Source organism: Streptomyces sp. HUAS MG56 (assembly GCF_058673395.1).
On sequence record NZ_CM178722.1, the window covers coordinates 7,431,625 to 7,447,856 of the forward strand.

General features: G+C 72.4%; 15 protein-coding genes. 7 read left to right on the forward strand and 8 right to left on the reverse strand.

Annotated elements, in window-relative coordinates; all coding sequences use genetic code 11:
- Positions 1–225 precede the first annotated feature (225 nt).
- Together AC4OXY_RS34900 and AC4OXY_RS34905 are read right to left on the reverse strand one after the other, a co-directional pair.
- Complete coding sequence (locus AC4OXY_RS34900; protein WP_356021541.1) at positions 226–636, reverse strand: (R)-mandelonitrile lyase; 411 nt, start codon at positions 634–636, stop codon at positions 226–228.
- 34 nt (positions 637–670) lie between these two features.
- The gene (locus AC4OXY_RS34905) at positions 671–1,687 is read right to left on the reverse strand and encodes a zinc-dependent alcohol dehydrogenase family protein (RefSeq protein ID WP_356021543.1); all 1,017 of its coding nucleotides are present in this window, start codon (positions 1,685–1,687) and stop codon (positions 671–673) included.
- 170 nt (positions 1,688–1,857) lie between these two features.
- Between AC4OXY_RS34905 and AC4OXY_RS34910 the strand changes: the two genes are divergently transcribed.
- The 5 genes from AC4OXY_RS34910 (at position 1,858) to AC4OXY_RS34930 (ending at position 7,211) form a co-directional block, all read left to right on the forward strand.
- A complete protein-coding gene (locus AC4OXY_RS34910) occupies positions 1,858–2,745 on the forward strand; it encodes a helix-turn-helix transcriptional regulator (RefSeq protein WP_356021545.1) in 888 nt (295 codons plus the stop codon).
- A 66-nt stretch (positions 2,746–2,811) separates the two neighbouring features.
- On the forward strand, positions 2,812–3,522 hold the full coding sequence (locus AC4OXY_RS34915) for a HEAT repeat domain-containing protein (protein WP_356021547.1): 711 nt from the start codon (positions 2,812–2,814) through the stop codon (positions 3,520–3,522).
- The gene (locus tag AC4OXY_RS34920) at positions 3,516–4,508 is read left to right on the forward strand and encodes a MerR family transcriptional regulator (RefSeq protein ID WP_362822551.1); all 993 of its coding nucleotides are present in this window, start codon (positions 3,516–3,518) and stop codon (positions 4,506–4,508) included. The genes AC4OXY_RS34915 and AC4OXY_RS34920 overlap by 7 nt, the downstream gene beginning before the upstream one ends.
- 217 nt (positions 4,509–4,725) lie before the next feature.
- Entirely contained in the window at positions 4,726–5,223 is a 498-nt protein-coding gene (locus AC4OXY_RS34925) for a DUF1877 family protein (protein ID WP_356021551.1), read from the forward strand.
- A 266-nt stretch (positions 5,224–5,489) separates the two neighbouring features.
- Complete coding sequence (locus tag AC4OXY_RS34930; RefSeq protein WP_491991634.1) at positions 5,490–7,211, forward strand: LCP family protein; 1,722 nt, start codon at positions 5,490–5,492, stop codon at positions 7,209–7,211.
- A gap of 8 nt (positions 7,212–7,219) precedes the next feature.
- On the opposite strand, the gene AC4OXY_RS34935 is transcribed toward AC4OXY_RS34930, so the two are convergent.
- Positions 7,220–7,918: a histone deacetylase gene (locus tag AC4OXY_RS34935; RefSeq protein WP_362821642.1), complete on the reverse strand. Its 699-nt coding sequence runs from the start codon at positions 7,916–7,918 to the stop codon at positions 7,220–7,222.
- 15 nt (positions 7,919–7,933) lie between these two features.
- A complete protein-coding gene (locus tag AC4OXY_RS34940; protein ID WP_376286858.1) occupies positions 7,934–8,440 on the reverse strand; it encodes a hypothetical protein in 507 nt (168 codons plus the stop codon).
- 454 nt (positions 8,441–8,894) lie between these two features.
- On the opposite strand from AC4OXY_RS34940, the gene AC4OXY_RS34945 reads away from it, so the two are divergent.
- Entirely contained in the window at positions 8,895–9,935 is a 1,041-nt protein-coding gene (locus AC4OXY_RS34945; RefSeq protein ID WP_491991635.1) for a cation diffusion facilitator family transporter, read from the forward strand.
- A gap of 62 nt (positions 9,936–9,997) precedes the next feature.
- Here the strand turns inward: AC4OXY_RS34945 and meaB are convergent, their stop codons facing one another.
- The 4 genes from meaB to AC4OXY_RS34965 all read right to left on the reverse strand — a co-directional run bounded on the left by meaB (position 9,998) and on the right by AC4OXY_RS34965 (position 15,614).
- Entirely contained in the window at positions 9,998–11,002 is a 1,005-nt protein-coding gene (meaB, locus tag AC4OXY_RS34950) for a methylmalonyl Co-A mutase-associated GTPase MeaB (RefSeq protein ID WP_356021561.1), read from the reverse strand.
- 7 nt (positions 11,003–11,009) lie between these two features.
- On the reverse strand, positions 11,010–13,178 hold the full coding sequence (gene scpA, locus AC4OXY_RS34955; RefSeq protein ID WP_491991636.1) for a methylmalonyl-CoA mutase: 2,169 nt from the start codon (positions 13,176–13,178) through the stop codon (positions 11,010–11,012).
- A complete protein-coding gene (locus AC4OXY_RS34960) occupies positions 13,178–14,983 on the reverse strand; it encodes a methylmalonyl-CoA mutase family protein (protein WP_491991637.1) in 1,806 nt (601 codons plus the stop codon). Before AC4OXY_RS34960 ends, scpA begins: the two co-directional genes overlap by 1 nt.
- Before the next feature lie 127 nt (positions 14,984–15,110).
- Positions 15,111–15,614 (reverse strand): MarR family winged helix-turn-helix transcriptional regulator, encoded by a 504-nt coding sequence (locus AC4OXY_RS34965; RefSeq protein ID WP_356021566.1) that lies wholly within the window; start codon positions 15,612–15,614, stop codon positions 15,111–15,113.
- A 96-nt stretch (positions 15,615–15,710) separates the two neighbouring features.
- Here AC4OXY_RS34965 and AC4OXY_RS34970 point away from each other — a divergent pair, with 96 nt between their 5' ends.
- Complete coding sequence (locus tag AC4OXY_RS34970) at positions 15,711–16,226, forward strand: YceI family protein (RefSeq protein ID WP_356021568.1); 516 nt, start codon at positions 15,711–15,713, stop codon at positions 16,224–16,226.
- The last annotated feature ends 6 nt before the right edge of the window (positions 16,227–16,232 follow it).

Sequence of the window (16,232 nt, forward strand, 5' to 3'; positions counted from 1 at the left end):
ACTACGTCGGCGGGCGAGACGAGGGTGACGCGGCTGGTCACGTGGCTGCTCCTGCTGTGTCGGCTGCCGATGTCACGGGGTGTGGGTCTCCACGGGATACGGCACATGCGGATGCCGCCGTGGGGAACGCGCCGAGCGGGGTTCCAGCCCGGCGTCATCCCCAGCGGGGCGGCCTCCTGGCTGTCGCGGCTGCGGACGTGGCGTCGTGGATTCCCGGGGGAGGTGTCAGTCGACGGCCGGGGCGGCGGCGTACTCCTCGTCGGTGACGGGTGTCAGCCAGTGCACGACGTCGTGGTCGGTGTCGCTCTCGTTGATGGCCAGGTGGACCATCAGGCGGTTCGGCGCGGCCCCGTGCCAGTGCTCCTCGTCGGCCTCGAACAGGACGCGGTCGCCGGGACGGATGACCTCGATCGGCCCGCCCCGGCGCTGGCACAGGCCGACCCCCTCGGTGACGAAGACGGTCTGGCCCAGCGGGTGGCGGTGCCAGTGGGTGCGCGCACCGGGCATGAAGTGCACCAGGTTGGCGCTGACCCGGGACGGTGCGGGCGCGGCGGCGACGGCGTCGATGTAGACGTCGCCGGTGAACCAGCCGGCCGGGCCCTTGAGGGTGTCGATCGAGCTTCGGGTGATCTGCAAGGTCGTACTTTCTGTGTCGTTCGCCCGGGCGGGGTCAGGGCTTGAGGAGCGCCTTGACGGCGCGGCGTTCGTCCATGGCCTTGTAGCCCTCCGCGACCTGCTCCAGGGGCAGGGTGAGGTCGAAGACCCGGCCCGGGGCGATCCGGCCGGTCAGGACGCGGTCGATCAGGTCGGGCAGGTAGCGGCGGACGGGAGCCGGGCCGCCGCGCAGGCCGACGTGCGAGAAGAACAGCTCCTGTCCGTCGATCGCCACCTCGTGGGGGACGCCGACGAAGCCGACGTTGCCGCCCGGCCGCGCCGAGTGCAGGGCCTGCCGCATCGCCTGGGCGGTGCCGACACACTCCAGCACCGCGTCGGCGCCGATCCCGTCGGTGAGGTCCTTGACACGGGCGACGCCCTCCTCGCCCCGTTCGGTGACGATGTCGGTGGCGCCGAACTCCCGGGCGAGCTGCTGACGGCTCGCGTGGCGGCTCATCGCGATGATGCGCTCCGCGCCGAGCTCCTTCGCCGCGATCACCCCGCACAGGCCGACCGCGCCGTCGCCCACCACCACGGCGGTGGAACCCGGCTTCACCTCGGCCGCCAGCGCGGCGTACCAGCCGGTGCCCATCACGTCGGAGACGGCGAGCAGGCCGGGCCAGAGCTCCTCGGCCGGGTGCCCGTCGGTGGCGACCAGGGTGCCCTGGGCGTTGGGGATGCGCACGTACTCGGCCTGGCAGGTGCTCATGAACTCGCGGTTCAGGCAGTTGGACTGCCAGCCGTTGCGGCAGTTGGCGCAGGTGTTGTCGGAGGTGGCGAAGGAGCCGACGACGAACTGGCCCGGCCTGACCGCGGTGACCTCGCTGCCCACCTCCTCCACGAAGCCGACGTACTCATGGCCCATCGGGTGGGCCTCGTCGGTCGCGTCCAGGCCGCGGTAGGGCCACAGGTCGGAGCCGCACACGCAGGTGACGGCCGTCCGGATGATCGCGTCGGTCGGCTTGAGGATCTTCGGGTCGTCGAGGGCCTCGAAGCGCACATCGCCGGGGGCGTGGATCACTGCTCCGCGCATGAGAGAAGTCCTTACGTGCTGAGGTCGGGCCGCTGCCGCGGCCTGTGCGGCCGTTGATGCCGGCGCCACGTCCTCCAGGTAACCGTGTTTCCGCACGGGCAGCGAGTTACCGGCGAGAGGTGTACTGCCGGTACATCCCTCCCGGGGCGGGCAGGCCGTACGGTCGAGGGGTGGACAACCGTGACGAGGTCCGCGAGTTCCTCACCTCGCGGCGAGCGAAGATCACCCCGGCGCGGGCAGGGCTGCCCGCCGGTTCCCGGCGCCGCGTGCCGGGGCTGCGCAGGAGCGAGGTCGCGGCACTGGCCGACATGAGCGTCGAGTACTACGCGAAGCTGGAGCGGGGCAACCTCGCCGGTGTCTCCCCGGCCGTCCTCGAAGCCGTCGCCCGCGTCCTGCAGCTGGACGACGCCGAACGCGCCCACCTCCTCCATCTGGCCCAGGCCGCCGACGGCTCCGACGCCCTCACCCGCCCCCGGCGCCGTACCACCCGGCAGTGGACCCCGCACCGCAGCCTGCAGTGGACCCTGGACGCGATCACCGCGGGACCCGCGTTCGTGCGCAACGGCCGCATGGACGTCCTCGCCGCCAACCAGCTCGCCCGCGCCTTCTACACCGACGTCCACGCCAACCCCCACAACCAGGCGAACCTGGCCCGCTTCAACTTCCTCGACCCCGCGTCCCGGCGGTTCTACCCCGACTGGGAGCTCTTCGCCGACATGGCGGTGGCCATCCTGCGCGCCGAAGCCGGCCGCGACCCGCACGACAAGGACCTGCACGATCTCGTCGGCGAGCTGTCCACCCGCAGCGAGGAGTTCCGCACCCGCTGGGGCGCCCACGACGTCCGCCGCCACGGCACCGGCACCAAACGGTTCCACCATCCGGCCGTCGGCGAGGTCACCCTCGCCTTCGAGGGCCTGGAGATGGCCGCCGAACCCGGCCTCACCCTGACCATCTACACCGCCGAGCCCGGCTCGCCCTCCGAGGAGCGGCTGCGCCTGCTCGCCTCCTGGGCCGCGACCGAGGAGACGGCCCCGCCGACGCGGCATTCCACGGGCTGAGGCAACGGCGCCCCCGCTGCGCCGGTCACGGGCTTGACCTTGACATAGTGACAAGGTGTCCGCTGGGTGCAGGAGGTGGTCCCGATCAACCCGACCAACGGAACCCCGCAGCACGCCCGCGTGGCCGACGCCCTGAGCGCCGAGGACACGTCGGTCCGGCTCCAGGCGGCCCTGGCGGCCGGCTCGAACCCCGATCCCGGCTTCCTGGAGACGCTCGTCGAGCGGTGCGCGGTCGAGCCGGACTTCTTCGTGCGCGACATGCTGTCCTGGGCGCTGACCCGCCTCCCGTCGGAGATCACCCTGCCGCGGATCCGCCGGGAGCTCGACTCCGCGCGCACGCAGGCCCGCAGCCAGGCGTTGCACACGCTCTCCAAAATCGGCGAGCAGAGCGCGTGGACCTGGCTCACGCGCGACATGCTGGGCGACACCGACGACGAGGTCGCGCGGGCCGCGTGGCGCGTCGCCGTCGTCCTCGTGCCCGAGGACGGGAAGAAGGACCTGGCCGACGCACTGGTCGGGCAGCTCGGCCGCGGCGACCGCGATGTGCGGCTGAGCCTGAGCCGGGCCCTCGTCGGCCTCGGCGACGTGACCGGGCCCGCCCTGGCGGAGGCCGCGGCGCACCCCGACCCGGCGGTGGCCGCGCACGCCCGTGCCACCGAACTGCTCCGGCAGAACCCGCAGACCGGTTTCGACGCGGCCGTCGAGGAGGCGAGGCGAGTCGTCGCACTCGGCCCGGCCGAGAAGGCCCCGCAGGCCCCGGAGGCCGCGGCGTGCTGATCGGCGAAGTGGCCCGCCGCTCGGGGGTGAGCCCCCGGATGCTCCGGCACTACGACGCCCTCGGGCTGGTACGACCGACCGGTCGCACCGTCGGCGGCTACCGCGAGTACTCCGCCGAGGACGTCCGCAGGATCTTCCACGTGGAGAGCCTGCGGTCCCTCGGGCTCTCCCTCCAGCAGATCGGGCGCGCGCTGCGGGACCCGGCGTTCACGCCGTCCGCCCTGGTCGGCGACCTCATCCGGTGGACGGAAGACCGCATCGAGCGGGAACGGGAGCTGCTGGAGCGGCTCCGGGCGATCGATGCGTCGGCGCCCGCCGACTGGCAGGACGTCCTGCGCGTCGTCGAGCTCATGCAAGGGCTCGACTCGCCCAGCGCCGCGCGCAGGCAGCAGGCCGTCCTGGCCCGGCCGGAGGGTGGGCCGGTCCCCGCCGAGCTGCTCGCCGACGCGGTCCTGGCCGAGTCCGACCCCAACGTCGCGGGCGCCCTGCGCTGGGCGCTCGCCCGCTCGGGCGGCGACGGGACGGCGACCCTGGCCGCCGGCATGCACGCGGAGGACGCCGGCATCCGACGGCGTGCGGTGCTGGCGATCGCCGAGATGCCCGAGGCCCCGGGTGCGACCGAGGTGCTCGCCGACGCGCTCCGGGACCCGGACCCGACGGTGCGCGGGCACGCCGCTCTGGCGTTGGGCAGGCACGGCGCGACCGAGGCCGTGCCGACGCTCGTCCGTATGGTGGTCGAAGGCTCCCACGACGTCGACGCGGCGGAAGTCCTGGCAACGCTGTCCAGGGAACCCGGATGCGGAGACCGGATCATGACCGCGCTGGTCGACGAACTCGCCGCGCCCACCGCGGATTCCGCGACGCGCATACGCCTGATCCAGGCGCTGGTCGAGCTGCCCGGGACCACCGTGCGGGAGGTCCTGCGCCGACTGGCACACGACGACGACCGCGCCGTCGCACTCGTCGCCTCGGCCTTCCTCGGGTGACGTTTCGCGCGGCCCGTGCGCTGACGGAGAGCCGGGCCCGGTACCGCGCCGGCGCAGGGCGACCGCCTGCCGCTGCCGGTGCCGGGGTCCCGGACCCCTCTCCGTGCCGTTCGTGACTCCCCCCCCGTGGCGGTACGGAGAGGGGCGGGGGTGCCGCCCCGACCCCGCTTCCGTCCGGCCGCGTGATGCTCGGGCGCTCCCGTGCGCTCCTTGTGACATGAGCGCGTACCTCCGTCTGCGAGCGGTGCCGCCACCGGCACTGCGCAACAGCGCGACCTGGCTGGAACGGCTTTTCGACAGCGACGTGGAGACCGTCCGGCACCGCACCGGCCGGCACCGTGAGGAGGTGCTGGACAAGCGGTATCTGGACCAGGAGCGCATCTACGCCGGCGCTCCGCCGCAGGTCCCCGGGGACCCGTCCCGGGCCCAGGTGGTGCTGGGCGGCCGGCCCGTGTTCCGCGCCGACCGGCACAAGCCGCCGCTCCTGGTGCTGACGGCGGCGCAGGCCCGCCGGGTGGCCGGGTTCCTGACGGCCGCCGACTTCGACGCACTGTGGGACTACGCCCGAGGCGACCTGCTGCCGCGCTACGGCGGCCCGGCCGCGGAGTCCGCGACGTGGGGCGCGTTCGCGGCGGCGCACCAGGAGCTGAGGGCGTTCTACGCGACGACGGCCGCATCGGGAGACGCGGTGGTGAAGTGGCTGCCCGAGGCGTGAGTGTCCCGAGGCGTGAGTCGTGGGTGATCCCCGCCGGCGGAACCGGTCCGCCGGATCGGTCCGGATCACGGCGGGGCGTGCGGCAGCGGACCGCGGTCGGGCGATCCAGCCGTCGTCGTGCACGCGTCCGGCACGAGTGTTTGTAAGATTGCGCAACTGTGCAACCATGCGGGGCGGTGCCACGTCCTGCCTTACACACGCCGCACGCGTCCGGTCGTACCCCTGACGGCCCGGACCGATGGCCCGACCGTTCATGGGAGTGGGAGATGAGCGACCCGTGGGACGGCCCAGGCCGCCAGGCGACGCGGAGCCGTGGCGCACGGGTCCCTGGGACGCGGGCGACCGAGGCCGGGGGACCGCGTGGGCGGGGCGGCAAGGATGCGGCCCGGGCGGGCGGCCGCTCGCGTGACACCGGGCGCGGTCGCGCGGGCCGTCAGGCGGGGCGCGTCAGGCGGGTGTTGAAGGTCCTCGCCGTCGGCACGTCGGTGCTCATCCTCGTCACGGCCGGTGCGGGCTGGTGGTTCTACGAGCACCTGAACGGCAACATCCACAGCCTGTCGCTCGACGGCAAGGGCGGCTCCGAGAAGGCCGACGCCTTCGGCCGCACCCCGATCAACATCCTGGTCATGGGCTCCGACGGGCGCACCAGTGCGGAGGACTGCAAGCTGGGCGGCGGCTGCTCGCAGACCGGTGTGCAGTCGGGCAACGGGAACGCGGACGTGGAGATGGTGCTGCACATCTCCGCCGACCGCTCCAACGCCACGGTGATGAGCATCCCCCGCGACACCATGACCAGGGTCCCGGCCTGCCAGGACCCCGGCTCCGGCCAGTCGACGCCCGGTTACTACGGCCAGATCAACAGCGCGCTGACGTACGGCCCCGCCTGTCAGGTGGCCACCGTCCACCAGCTCACGGGCATCCCGATCGACCACTTCGTCAAGCTGGACTTCTCCGGCGTGGTGAAGATGTCGGACGCGATCGGCGGCGTCTCCGTGTGCGTCAGCGACAACGTCTACGACACGTACTCGCACCTGAAGCTGTCCAAGGGCGACCACACCCTCAAGGGCGAGGCGGCGCTGGAGTTCGTGCGGTCCCGGCACGGCTTCGGCGACGGCAGCGACCTGGGCCGTACGACGACCCAGCACCTCTTCCTGAGCGCGATGATGCGCAACTTCAAGAGCGCGGGCACGCTCACCGATCCCACAGCGGTCTACGGCCTTGCCGACGCGGCCACCAAGGCGCTGACCGTGGACGACGGTCTGGGCACGGTGAAGAAGCTGATCTCGCTCGCGTCGGACGTGGACAAGGTGCCCACGAAACGCATGACGTTCACGACCATGCAGACCGCCCCCGACCCGAACAACAGGGACCGGGTGGTCGTGGGGCCGGGTGCGCGGACGCTGTTCTCCACGATCGCCGACGACCAGTCCCTGACGACCGGTTCGGGCGAGAAGTCGGCGGCGGCCTCGGCGACGTCCTCGGCGACGGCGGAGCCCACCGCCTCGGCGGTGCCGGCGGCGCAGATCGCGGTGACGGTGGAGAACGGCACCGCGGTGACCGGCCGCGCCTCGCAGATCGCGACCGCCCTGACCGATCAGGGCTTCAGCTCCGCCACCACCACCGCCAACGCGCCCAGCCCCGCGGCGACGACCACGCTGACGTACGGCAGCGGCCAGAAGGGCGAGGCGCAGACAGTCGCCAAGGCGCTCGGACTGTCCTCCGCGCACCTGCAGCAGGGCACCGGCGCGGGCCTGACCCTGGTGATCGGATCGGACTGGCCCACCGGCACCTCCTTCCCCGGCGGCAGCTCCCGGCCCGCGCCCGCCGACACCCACGCCGCCGTCTCCAACGCCCACGCCTCCACCGCCGACGACTCCAAGACCTGCGCCCAGGTCAGCCAGTACAGGACCGTCAGCCTGGGCGGTGTCTCGATGACACCGGCGCAGGCGTACGCCGCGGCACGCGATGTCCCCGACTCCGCCTCCTAGGGGCAGCTCTACGCCTCGTCCCTCAGGAGGTCGGTGACGTCCTCAAACGACCAGTGTTCCGCCGCGCCGGGGCACCCGGCCACGTACGCGGCCACAGTGTCCATGTCCCAGGCACCGGCCGCGAGGAGGCCCGAGGCGAGCAGGCGGACGTAGGCGGGGGACGGGGCGACCCACGGAACGTCGGTCATCCCCCAGGGCGCCGTGAACGTGAGGAGGGGGAGGCCGTCCACCTGCCCGGCGCACACCAGGGTCTCGTAGCGGCCCTCGCCCAGCACGGCGCGACCGTCCCTGAGCACGTCCCGCAGGTCCAGGTCCGGTCCGGGCTGCCGGTACATCTCCTGGGCGGCGACGTCGGAGAACTGCTCCGCGGTCATCAGGTGGGCTCTGGCCAGTACGCGCCCGTCGACTCGTTCGTCGTAGAAGGCCCTGCCGCCGCCCCAGACGGGAGACTCGGTGGCGAAGTACAGCGCCCCGGCCAGTTCCACGGGGATGGACCGCACGGGCATCGCGGGGTTCCGGCACCCGGGGTACTCCCGTGCGGCGCCGTCCGGGCGGCCGCCGCGGACGTAGGCGGCAAGCCGGTCCAGGTGCATGTTCGAGCCGTAGGACGTGTACCAGACCCGCTCGGGACGCGGGTCGTCCGGCAGGGTCGGATCGATGCGATGGTCACCCCGGCCCGATTGCGGCGGGCCGGGGCTCTTCGTCATGTGACCGGCTTCGGACTAGAACTCGTGGTGGCGGACCACGCGGAAGCTGGCCACCACGCCGTTGTCGATGTAGATGCCGTCGGTGGGGCCCGCTTCCACGCCGTAACTGTCGCTGTGGGGGCCGACGGTGGCGATCGGAGCGCCGTTGTCGCAGACCGCCCCGCGGAACACCTCGACGGTCCTGTGGCTCTCGTTGCGGATGTTCAGGGTCTTGGCGCCCAGGCCGCTGACCACGGTGACGCAGTCGCCGGGGTCGCTGGAGTACGAGCGTTCGTTGACCTGGATCCGGCCCTCGTAACCCTCGTGGCCCCCGTGGCCTTCGTTGTCCCGGCCCTCGTTGCCTCTGCCTTCGTTGCCCTTGCTCTGTCCGCCGTCACCACCCTGCGGCGCTGCGGCGGTGGCCGCCGGGGCGGCCGGGGACGTCAGGGACGAGGCAGCCGAGGCGTACGTGATGCCGGACGCGGCCAGGGCGGCGGCGGTCCCGACAGCGGCGGTGACCATGGTGGAACGGGCGACCTTCATGTCGCTCTCCTGTCTCGTGTGCGGAGATGCCGGCCCGTCAGCCAGCTTGTGACGAAAGTACACACAGCTGACATGACGGTCATATCAGAAGGTCGGCACCACGGGCTGATCGGGGGATCCGGGGCGTCGGATGCCGCCCCACGGGCAAGGCGCCGAAGCGCCAAGTCCCGTGGAGTAAAAGTGGATTGTCGCACCATTAGCCCCTACGAGGGATCTTCTGACGCCTCATCACTTGCTGTCGGCCCAGCGTGTCGAATCGGGTGCGGTGAGGTGCGTCGTGCTACGTGGCGGGAAGGTGGAAATCGGTCCCATTTCCGTCCGGACGGATTACGTCTGCGCAGGTCAGAGCCTCGTTAAAGAAGATGACAACGGTCACCGGTGCAGCCTTTGGTGAATACACCGACCATGCGTTTCACTGCGGCCAGGAACCCGACGCGAGGGGGAGGCGTACGACATGAGTGATCACGACCACGACCACGATCACGACCACGGGCACGCGCATGGCGCCGGCGGGCACGCGGGCCACTCGCACGGTGTGTCGGCGGACGCCGACCGCCGCTGGCTGGCCTGTGCGCTCACCTTGATCACGGCGTTCATGGCGGTCGAGGTCGCCGTCGGCGTCATCGCCGGCTCCCTGGCCCTGATCTCCGACGCGGCACACATGCTCACCGACGCCGCCTCGATCGTGCTCGCCCTCGTCGCGATGCGTCTGTCGGCCCGCCCCGCCCGCGGCGGCTTCACCTACGGACTCAAGCGCGCGGAGATCCTCTCCGCCCAGGCCAACGGCCTGACCCTGCTGCTGCTCGGAGCCTGGCTGGCGTACGAGGCGGTGCGGCGGCTCATCAGCCCGCCCGAGGTCGAGGGCGGACTGATGCTGGCGACGGCGCTCGCCGGCATCGCCGTGAACGTGGTCGCCACCTGGTGCATCTCCAGGGCCAACCGCAGCTCCCTGAACGTCGAGGGCGCCTACCAGCACATCCTCAACGACCTGTTCGCCTTCGTCGGCACCGCCGTCGCCGCGCTGATCGTCGTCCTCACCGGGTTCGCCCGGGCCGACGCCGTCGCCACGCTCGTCGTGGTCGCTCTGATGTTCAAGGCCGGTTACGGACTGGTCCGGGACTCCGGACGGATCTTCCTGGAGGCCGCCCCGGCCGGCCTCGACCCGGACACGATCGGCGACGAGCTCGCCGGACAGCCCTCCGTCGTGGAGATCCACGACCTGCACGTGTGGACCATCACCTCCGGCGAACCCGCCCTGTCCGCCCACGTCCTGGTCGAACCCGGCGGCGACTGCCACGCCGTACGGCGCCATCTCCGGAACCTGCTGCGCGACCGGCACGGCATCGGCCACGCCACCCTCCAGGTCGACCACCTCGGAGAGGACACGGACGCCGCGGACCTGCTCCAGATCACCGCACCGTCGGCCGAACAGCAGGCGGAGCACTGCGACGACGCCCACGGCCCCGTCCACCGTCCCGGCCCGCACGAGCACTGACGGGCAGCCGGGCCGTCGTGACCGCGGCACCACACGGTGGGCCGCCGCGGGCCCCGGCCGTCTCAGGCCTGCGCCGCCGTGGGCAGTCCGCCCTCGAACGCCGCCAGGATCCGCTCCGCGGCCAGCGTCGCCGTCAACTCGCCGTCCCTGACCCGCCGTTCGAGATCGGGCGCGCTCTCGCGCACCGCCGGGGCCGCGTGCAGACGGCCGAGGAGCTCGTCGCGGACCATGGCCCAGGTCCACTCGACCTGCTGGTCGCGCCGCTTGGCGGTGAGGCGGCCGGTGGAGTCCAGGAGCGTGCGGTGCTGCTCCAGACGTTCCCAGAGCGTGTCCAGGCCGGCCGACTCCCGCGCGCTGCAACTGAGCACCGGGGGAGTCCAGAAGGCGTCCTTGCCGTGCATCAGCCGCAGGGCGCCCGCCAGTTCACGGGCCGCCGCACGGGCGTCCCGCTCGTGCGGGCCGTCCGCCTTGTTGACGGCGATGACGTCGGCCAGTTCCAGGACGCCCTTCTTGATGCCCTGGAGCTGGTCGCCGGTGCGGGCCAGGGTCAGCAGCAGGAAGGTGTCGACCATGCCCGCGACCGTCGTCTCGGACTGGCCCACACCGACGGTCTCCACGAGGACCACGTCGTAGCCCGCCGCCTCCATCACCACCATCGACTCCCGGGTGGCCTTCGCGACCCCGCCCAGCGTGCCCGCGCTGGGAGAGGGGCGGATGAAGGCCGCCGGGTCCACGGACAGGCGCTCCATCCTGGTCTTGTCGCCCAGGATGGAGCCGCCCGTGCGGGTCGAGGACGGGTCGACGGCGAGCACCGCGACCCGGTGCCCCAGCGAGGTCAGCATCGTGCCGAACGCGTCGATGAACGTCGACTTGCCGACCCCCGGCACCCCGCTGACGCCGATCCGCCGCGCCCGGCCGCTGTGCGGCAGGAGCCGCGTCAGCAACTCCTGTGCCAGCGCCCGGTGCTGGGGCCGGGTGGACTCGACGAGCGTGATGGCGCGGGCCACCAGGGCCCGCTTGCCGTCGAGCACACCCTTCACATACGTGTCGAGATCGATCGCGGCCATCGCGGCGCTACAGCTCGTGGCCGAGGTCGGCCGACAGCCGCTCGACCAGGTCGTACGCCGCGTCCGGGATCACCGTCCCCGGCGGGAACACGGCCGTGGCACCCATCTCCAGCAGCGTCGGCACGTCCTGCGGCGGGATCACCCCGCCTACCACGATCATGATGTCCTCGCGGCCCTCCTCGGCCAGCTGCTCGCGCAGCGCCGGGACGAGGGTGAGATGGCCCGCGGCCAGCGAGGACACCCCGACCACGTGGACGTCCGCCTCGACCGCCTGGCGGGCGACCTCCTCGGGCGTCTGGAACAGCGGGCCGACGTCGACGTCGAAGCCGAGGTCGGCGAAGGCGGTGGCGATCACCTTCTGGCCCCGGTCGTGACCGTCCTGGCCCATCTTGGCGACCAGGATGCGCGGCCGGCGCCCCTCGGCCTCCTCGAAGGCGTCCACCAGGGCACGGGTGCGGTCCACGTTCGGGGACTGGCCTGCTTCGTTGCGGTACACGCCGGAGATCGTACGGATCTGGCTCGCGTGCCGGCCGTACACCTTCTCCAGGGCGTCGGAGATCTCGCCGACGGTGGCCTTGGCGCGGGCCGCGTTCACCGCCAGCTCCAGCAGGTTGCCCTCGCCGCCGGCCGCCCGGGTGAGCGCGTCGAGCGCGCCCCGGCAGGCCTGCTCGTCCCGTTCCGCCCGCAGCCGGCGCAGCTTCTCGATCTGCTGAGCGCGTACGGAGGAGTTGTCGACCTTGAGGACGTCGATCGCCTCGTCGTTCTCCACGCGGTACTTGTTCACGCCGATCACGGGCTGGCGGCCGGAGTCGATGCGGGCCTGGGTGCGGGCCGCGGCCTCCTCGATGCGCAGCTTGGGGATGCCGGCGTCGATCGCCTTGGCCATGCCGCCCGCCGCCTCCACCTCCTGGATGTGCTGCCAGGCCTTGCGGGCGAGGTCGTACGTCAGCTTCTCCACGTAGGCGCTGCCGCCCCACGGGTCGATGACCCGGGTGGTGCCGGACTCCTGCTGGATGAGCAGCTGGGTGTTGCGGGCGATGCGCGCCGAGAAGTCGGTGGGCAGCGCGAGCGCCTCGTCGAGGGCGTTGGTGTGCAGCGACTGGGTGTGGCCCTGGGTCGCCGCCATCGCCTCCACGGCCGTACGCGTCACGTTGTTGAACACGTCCTGCGCGGTCAGCGACCAGCCGGACGTCTGCGAATGGGTGCGCAGGGAGAGCGACTTGGTGTTCTGCGGGTCGAACTGCTTCACCAGCTTCGCCCACAGCAGCCGCGCCGCCCGCAGCTTCGCGACCTCCATGAAGAAGTTCATGCCGATCGCCCAGAAGAAGCTCAGGCGCGGCGCGAACGCGTCCACGTCCAGGCCCGCTTCGCGCCCGGCACGGATGTACTCGACGCCGTCCGCGAGCGTGTACGCCAGCTCCAGGTCGGCCGTCGCGCCCGCCTCCTGGATGTGGTAGCCGGAGATGGAGATCGAGTTGTAGCGCGGCATCCGCTGCGAGGTGTACGCGAAGATGTCGGAGATGATCCGCATCGACGGCTTCGGCGGATAGATGTAGGTGTTGCGGACCATGAACTCCTTGAGGATGTCGTTCTGGATGGTCCCGGCCAGCTTCTCGGGCGGTACGCCCTGTTCCTCCGCCGCCACGATGTACAGCGCCAGCACCGGCAGCACGGCGCCGTTCATCGTCATCGACACGGTCATCCGGTCCAGCGGGATGCCGTCGAAGAGCTGGCGCATGTCGTAGATCGAGTCGATGGCCACGCCCGCCATGCCGACGTCGCCGGTCACGCGCGGGTGGTCGCTGTCGTAGCCCCGGTGCGTGGGCAGGTCGAAGGCGACCGACAGGCCCTTCTGGCCGGCCGCCAGGTTGCGCCGGTAGAACGCGTTGGACTCCTCGGCGGTGGAGAAGCCCGCGTACTGGCGGATCGTCCAGGGCTGGTTGACGTACATCGTCGGGTACGGGCCGCGCAGGTACGGCGCCATGCCCGGGTAGGTGCCGAGGAAGTCCAGGCCTTCCAGGTCACGGCCGGTGTACAGCGCCTTGACCCCGATGCCCTCCGGGGTCTCCCACAGCGGCCGGTCGCCGCCGGCCGCCAGCCACTGCTCGGCGCTGCCGTCGGCGGCCGTTCCCTCGGCGGTCTCCAGCTCGATGCCGGAGAAGTCGGGGATTCCCATCAGGACACTCCCATGCGGTCGAGAGTCGTGGACAGGACGTCGACGGCGTCGCAGCCCGCGAAGACGTACGCGTCGATGCCGGGGTGGTCGCCCCGGCCCGCCAGGAAGACCTGACGGGCACCGGCCGCTCGCAGCAACTCGGCCTGGCGCTCGGCCTGTTCGGCGTACTGGCCGTCGCTGGAGCAGAGCACGGCCTCGGTGGCGCCGCTGTCCTCGAAGCGGCCCTCGGTGACCGGCTCGATGCCGCCCGCCTGGAAGAGGTTGGCGGCGAAGGTGGCGCGCGCGGTGTACTCGGCGGCCGAGCCGATCGTCGCGAGGTAGATCCGGGGGCGGGCGCCGGTCGCCGCGAGGTGGGCGTCGGAGCGGGCCCGCAGCTCCTCGTACGCCTCGTCGCGGCGCACGCGCGGCAGCCCGCCGGACGGCGGCTCGGGCGCGGGCTCGCGCTCCACCGGCTTCTCGCCGAGCAGCGGGAACTCGCTCACGCCGGTGATGGGTTCGCGCCGCTTGGCGAGCCTCTTGGAGCGCTCCGCCCACGTCGCCGCGAGGTCGGTGCGCAGCCGGCCCGAGCGCAGCACGGCCGGCTGGCCGCCGTCCCGCTCGACCGACCGGAAGAACTCCCAGGCGGCGTGGGCGAGTTCGTCGGTCAGCCGCTCGACGTACCAGGAGCCGCCGGCCGGGTCGATGACCCGGGCCAGGTGCGACTCCTCGATCAGGATCGTGGAGGTGTTGCGGGCGATGCGGCGGGCGAACGCGTCGGGCAGGCCGAGCGCGTGGTCGAACGGCAGCACGGTGACGGAGTCGGCGCCGCCCACCCCGGCGGCCAGCGTCGCGACCGTCGTGCGGAGCATGTTCACCCACGGGTCGCGGCGGCTCATCATCACCGGCGAGGTGACCGCGTGCTGCACCTGCGCGCCCGCGCCGGGCGCCCCGGACACCTCGACGACCCGCGCCCACAGCCGGCGCGCGGCGCGCAGCTTGGCGACGGTCAGGAACTGGTCGGCGGTGGCCGCGTAGCGGAACTCCAGCTGGGCGGCGGCCTGTTCGATGCCGAGGCCCGCCTCGGTCAGCTCGCGCAGATAGGCCACACCGGTGGCGAGGGAGGCGCCCAGCTCCTGCGCGGCCGAACCGCCCGCCTCGTGGTACGGCAGCGCGTCCACGGTGAGCGCGCGCAGCCCCGGGTACTGCTCGGCGCAGCGGGCGGCCAGGGCGGCGTACGGCGCGACGTCGAGCGCGGTGCCGGTGCGGGCCTCGTAGCCGAGCGGGTCACCGCCCAGGTTGCCGCGTACGGCCTTGGCGTCGACGCCCCTGTCCGAGCAGAGCCGCAGCAGTGCCTCGGCCGCGGCCTCGGTGTCGCGGCCCGCGTCGAGGACGACCGGCGCGAGGTCGAGGTAGACGCCGTCGAGCGCGCGGGGCAGGTCGGCGACCGGGAAGCCGCCCTCGCCCAGCACCAGCCACAGCGAGGTGCCGCCGTTCTCCAGGTCGGCCAGCACGGCGCCCTCGGCGAGTGCCGCGTGCCGCTGCCGTACGTCCCAGCCGTCGGCGGTGTTGCCCTCGGGGCGGCCGCCGCGCAGGTACGGGGCGAAACCGGGCAGGCCGGAGTCGGGCGCGGCGTCGCGCGCGGTGTAGAGGGGCCGGGTGCGCAGCCCGTCCTCCAGCGTCGTGGACAGGGCGTCCTCTGCTGCCGCGCCAGAGACTTCCTTGCCCGACTTGCGCAGCACACCCTCGACCAGGCGTTGCCACTGCTCGTGCGTCGCGTCAGGGAACTCGGCGGCCAGGGAGAGCCCGTCGTCAGGCAGGACCGTCATGCTCGGATGCTAGGGCAGGATGCTAGAGGACGGGTGAAGAGCGCACTGTGAAGTTGCCCTCCTCACGCCTGTGACCTGCGCCTCCCGCCCGTCGGCCGATGACGTTCAGGAGCTGTGGAGGGGGAGTTCAGGAACCGTCGGGGGGCGCGACCTCGGGGACGAGCGCGCACATGGCCGCGCGCTGTTCGGTGCCCATGGAGTCGGCGAGGGCCTGCCGGACGGTCCCGGCGAGCAGCGCGGAGGTCTCGCGCAGCAGTTCGCGCGCCTTGTCGGTGAGCGCGACCTCCACGCCGCGCTTGTCGCCGCACACGGCACGGCGGTTGACCAGGCCGGCCCGCTGGAGGCAGGCGATCTGGTAGGTGAGCCGGGTCTTGGGGCGGCCGAGGAGGTCGGCGACCTGGGTCATCCGCAACCCGGTGCGCGGCCGTTCGGCCAGCAGGCACAGGATCAGGAACTCGTCGTGCGAGACGCCGAGGGTCTCCTTCACCGCCGTCCGCATCCGCTGCTCCACCCCGCCGGTCGCGGCCAGCAGCACCATCCACGCGCGCAGCTCGTCCGGGAGCAGCCGCTCCCCGCTCTCGGCGAGAGGGCAAGAGGGCTGGTCGGCGGGGGGCGTGGTGGTGGCGGACATACGGCCAGTCTACCCGTTGTGCAAATTTGGATAACGGGCTAGCGTAGGGCTCCTTCGATTATCCAAATTTGAATCACCTTTCGGGAGAGTACGACCATGACCGTCGCCGTGGAAACAGGTACCTGGCAGCTCGACCCCAGCGCGTCCACCGTGGCGCTGCGGCACAAGACCATGTGGGGCCTGGTCACCGTGAAGGGCGCGTTCACCGCGATCAGCGGCGGGGGCGAGGTGAGCCCGGACGGCTCGGCCACCGGCACCGTGACCCTGGACGCCGCGTCCCTGGACACGAAACACGCCAAGCGGGACAAGCACCTGCGCTCGGCGGACTTCCTCGACACCGACCAGCACCCGGAGATCACCTTCGCCGTCCGGGGCGCCGAGCGGCTCGACGCGGACGGCGTGCGGGTCACCGGGCAGCTGACCGTGCGGGGCATCAGCCGGCCGCAGGAGCTCACCGCGCGCCTGGCCTCGGCGGACGCCGGCGGGCTCACCCTGGAGACCGAGTTCACCGTGGACCGCGACCAGTTCGGCATGGGCTGGAACCAGATGGGGATGATGCGCGGCCTGACCACGGTGACGGCCGCGCTGCGCTTCACGCGCGCGGGTTCCTGAGCCGGA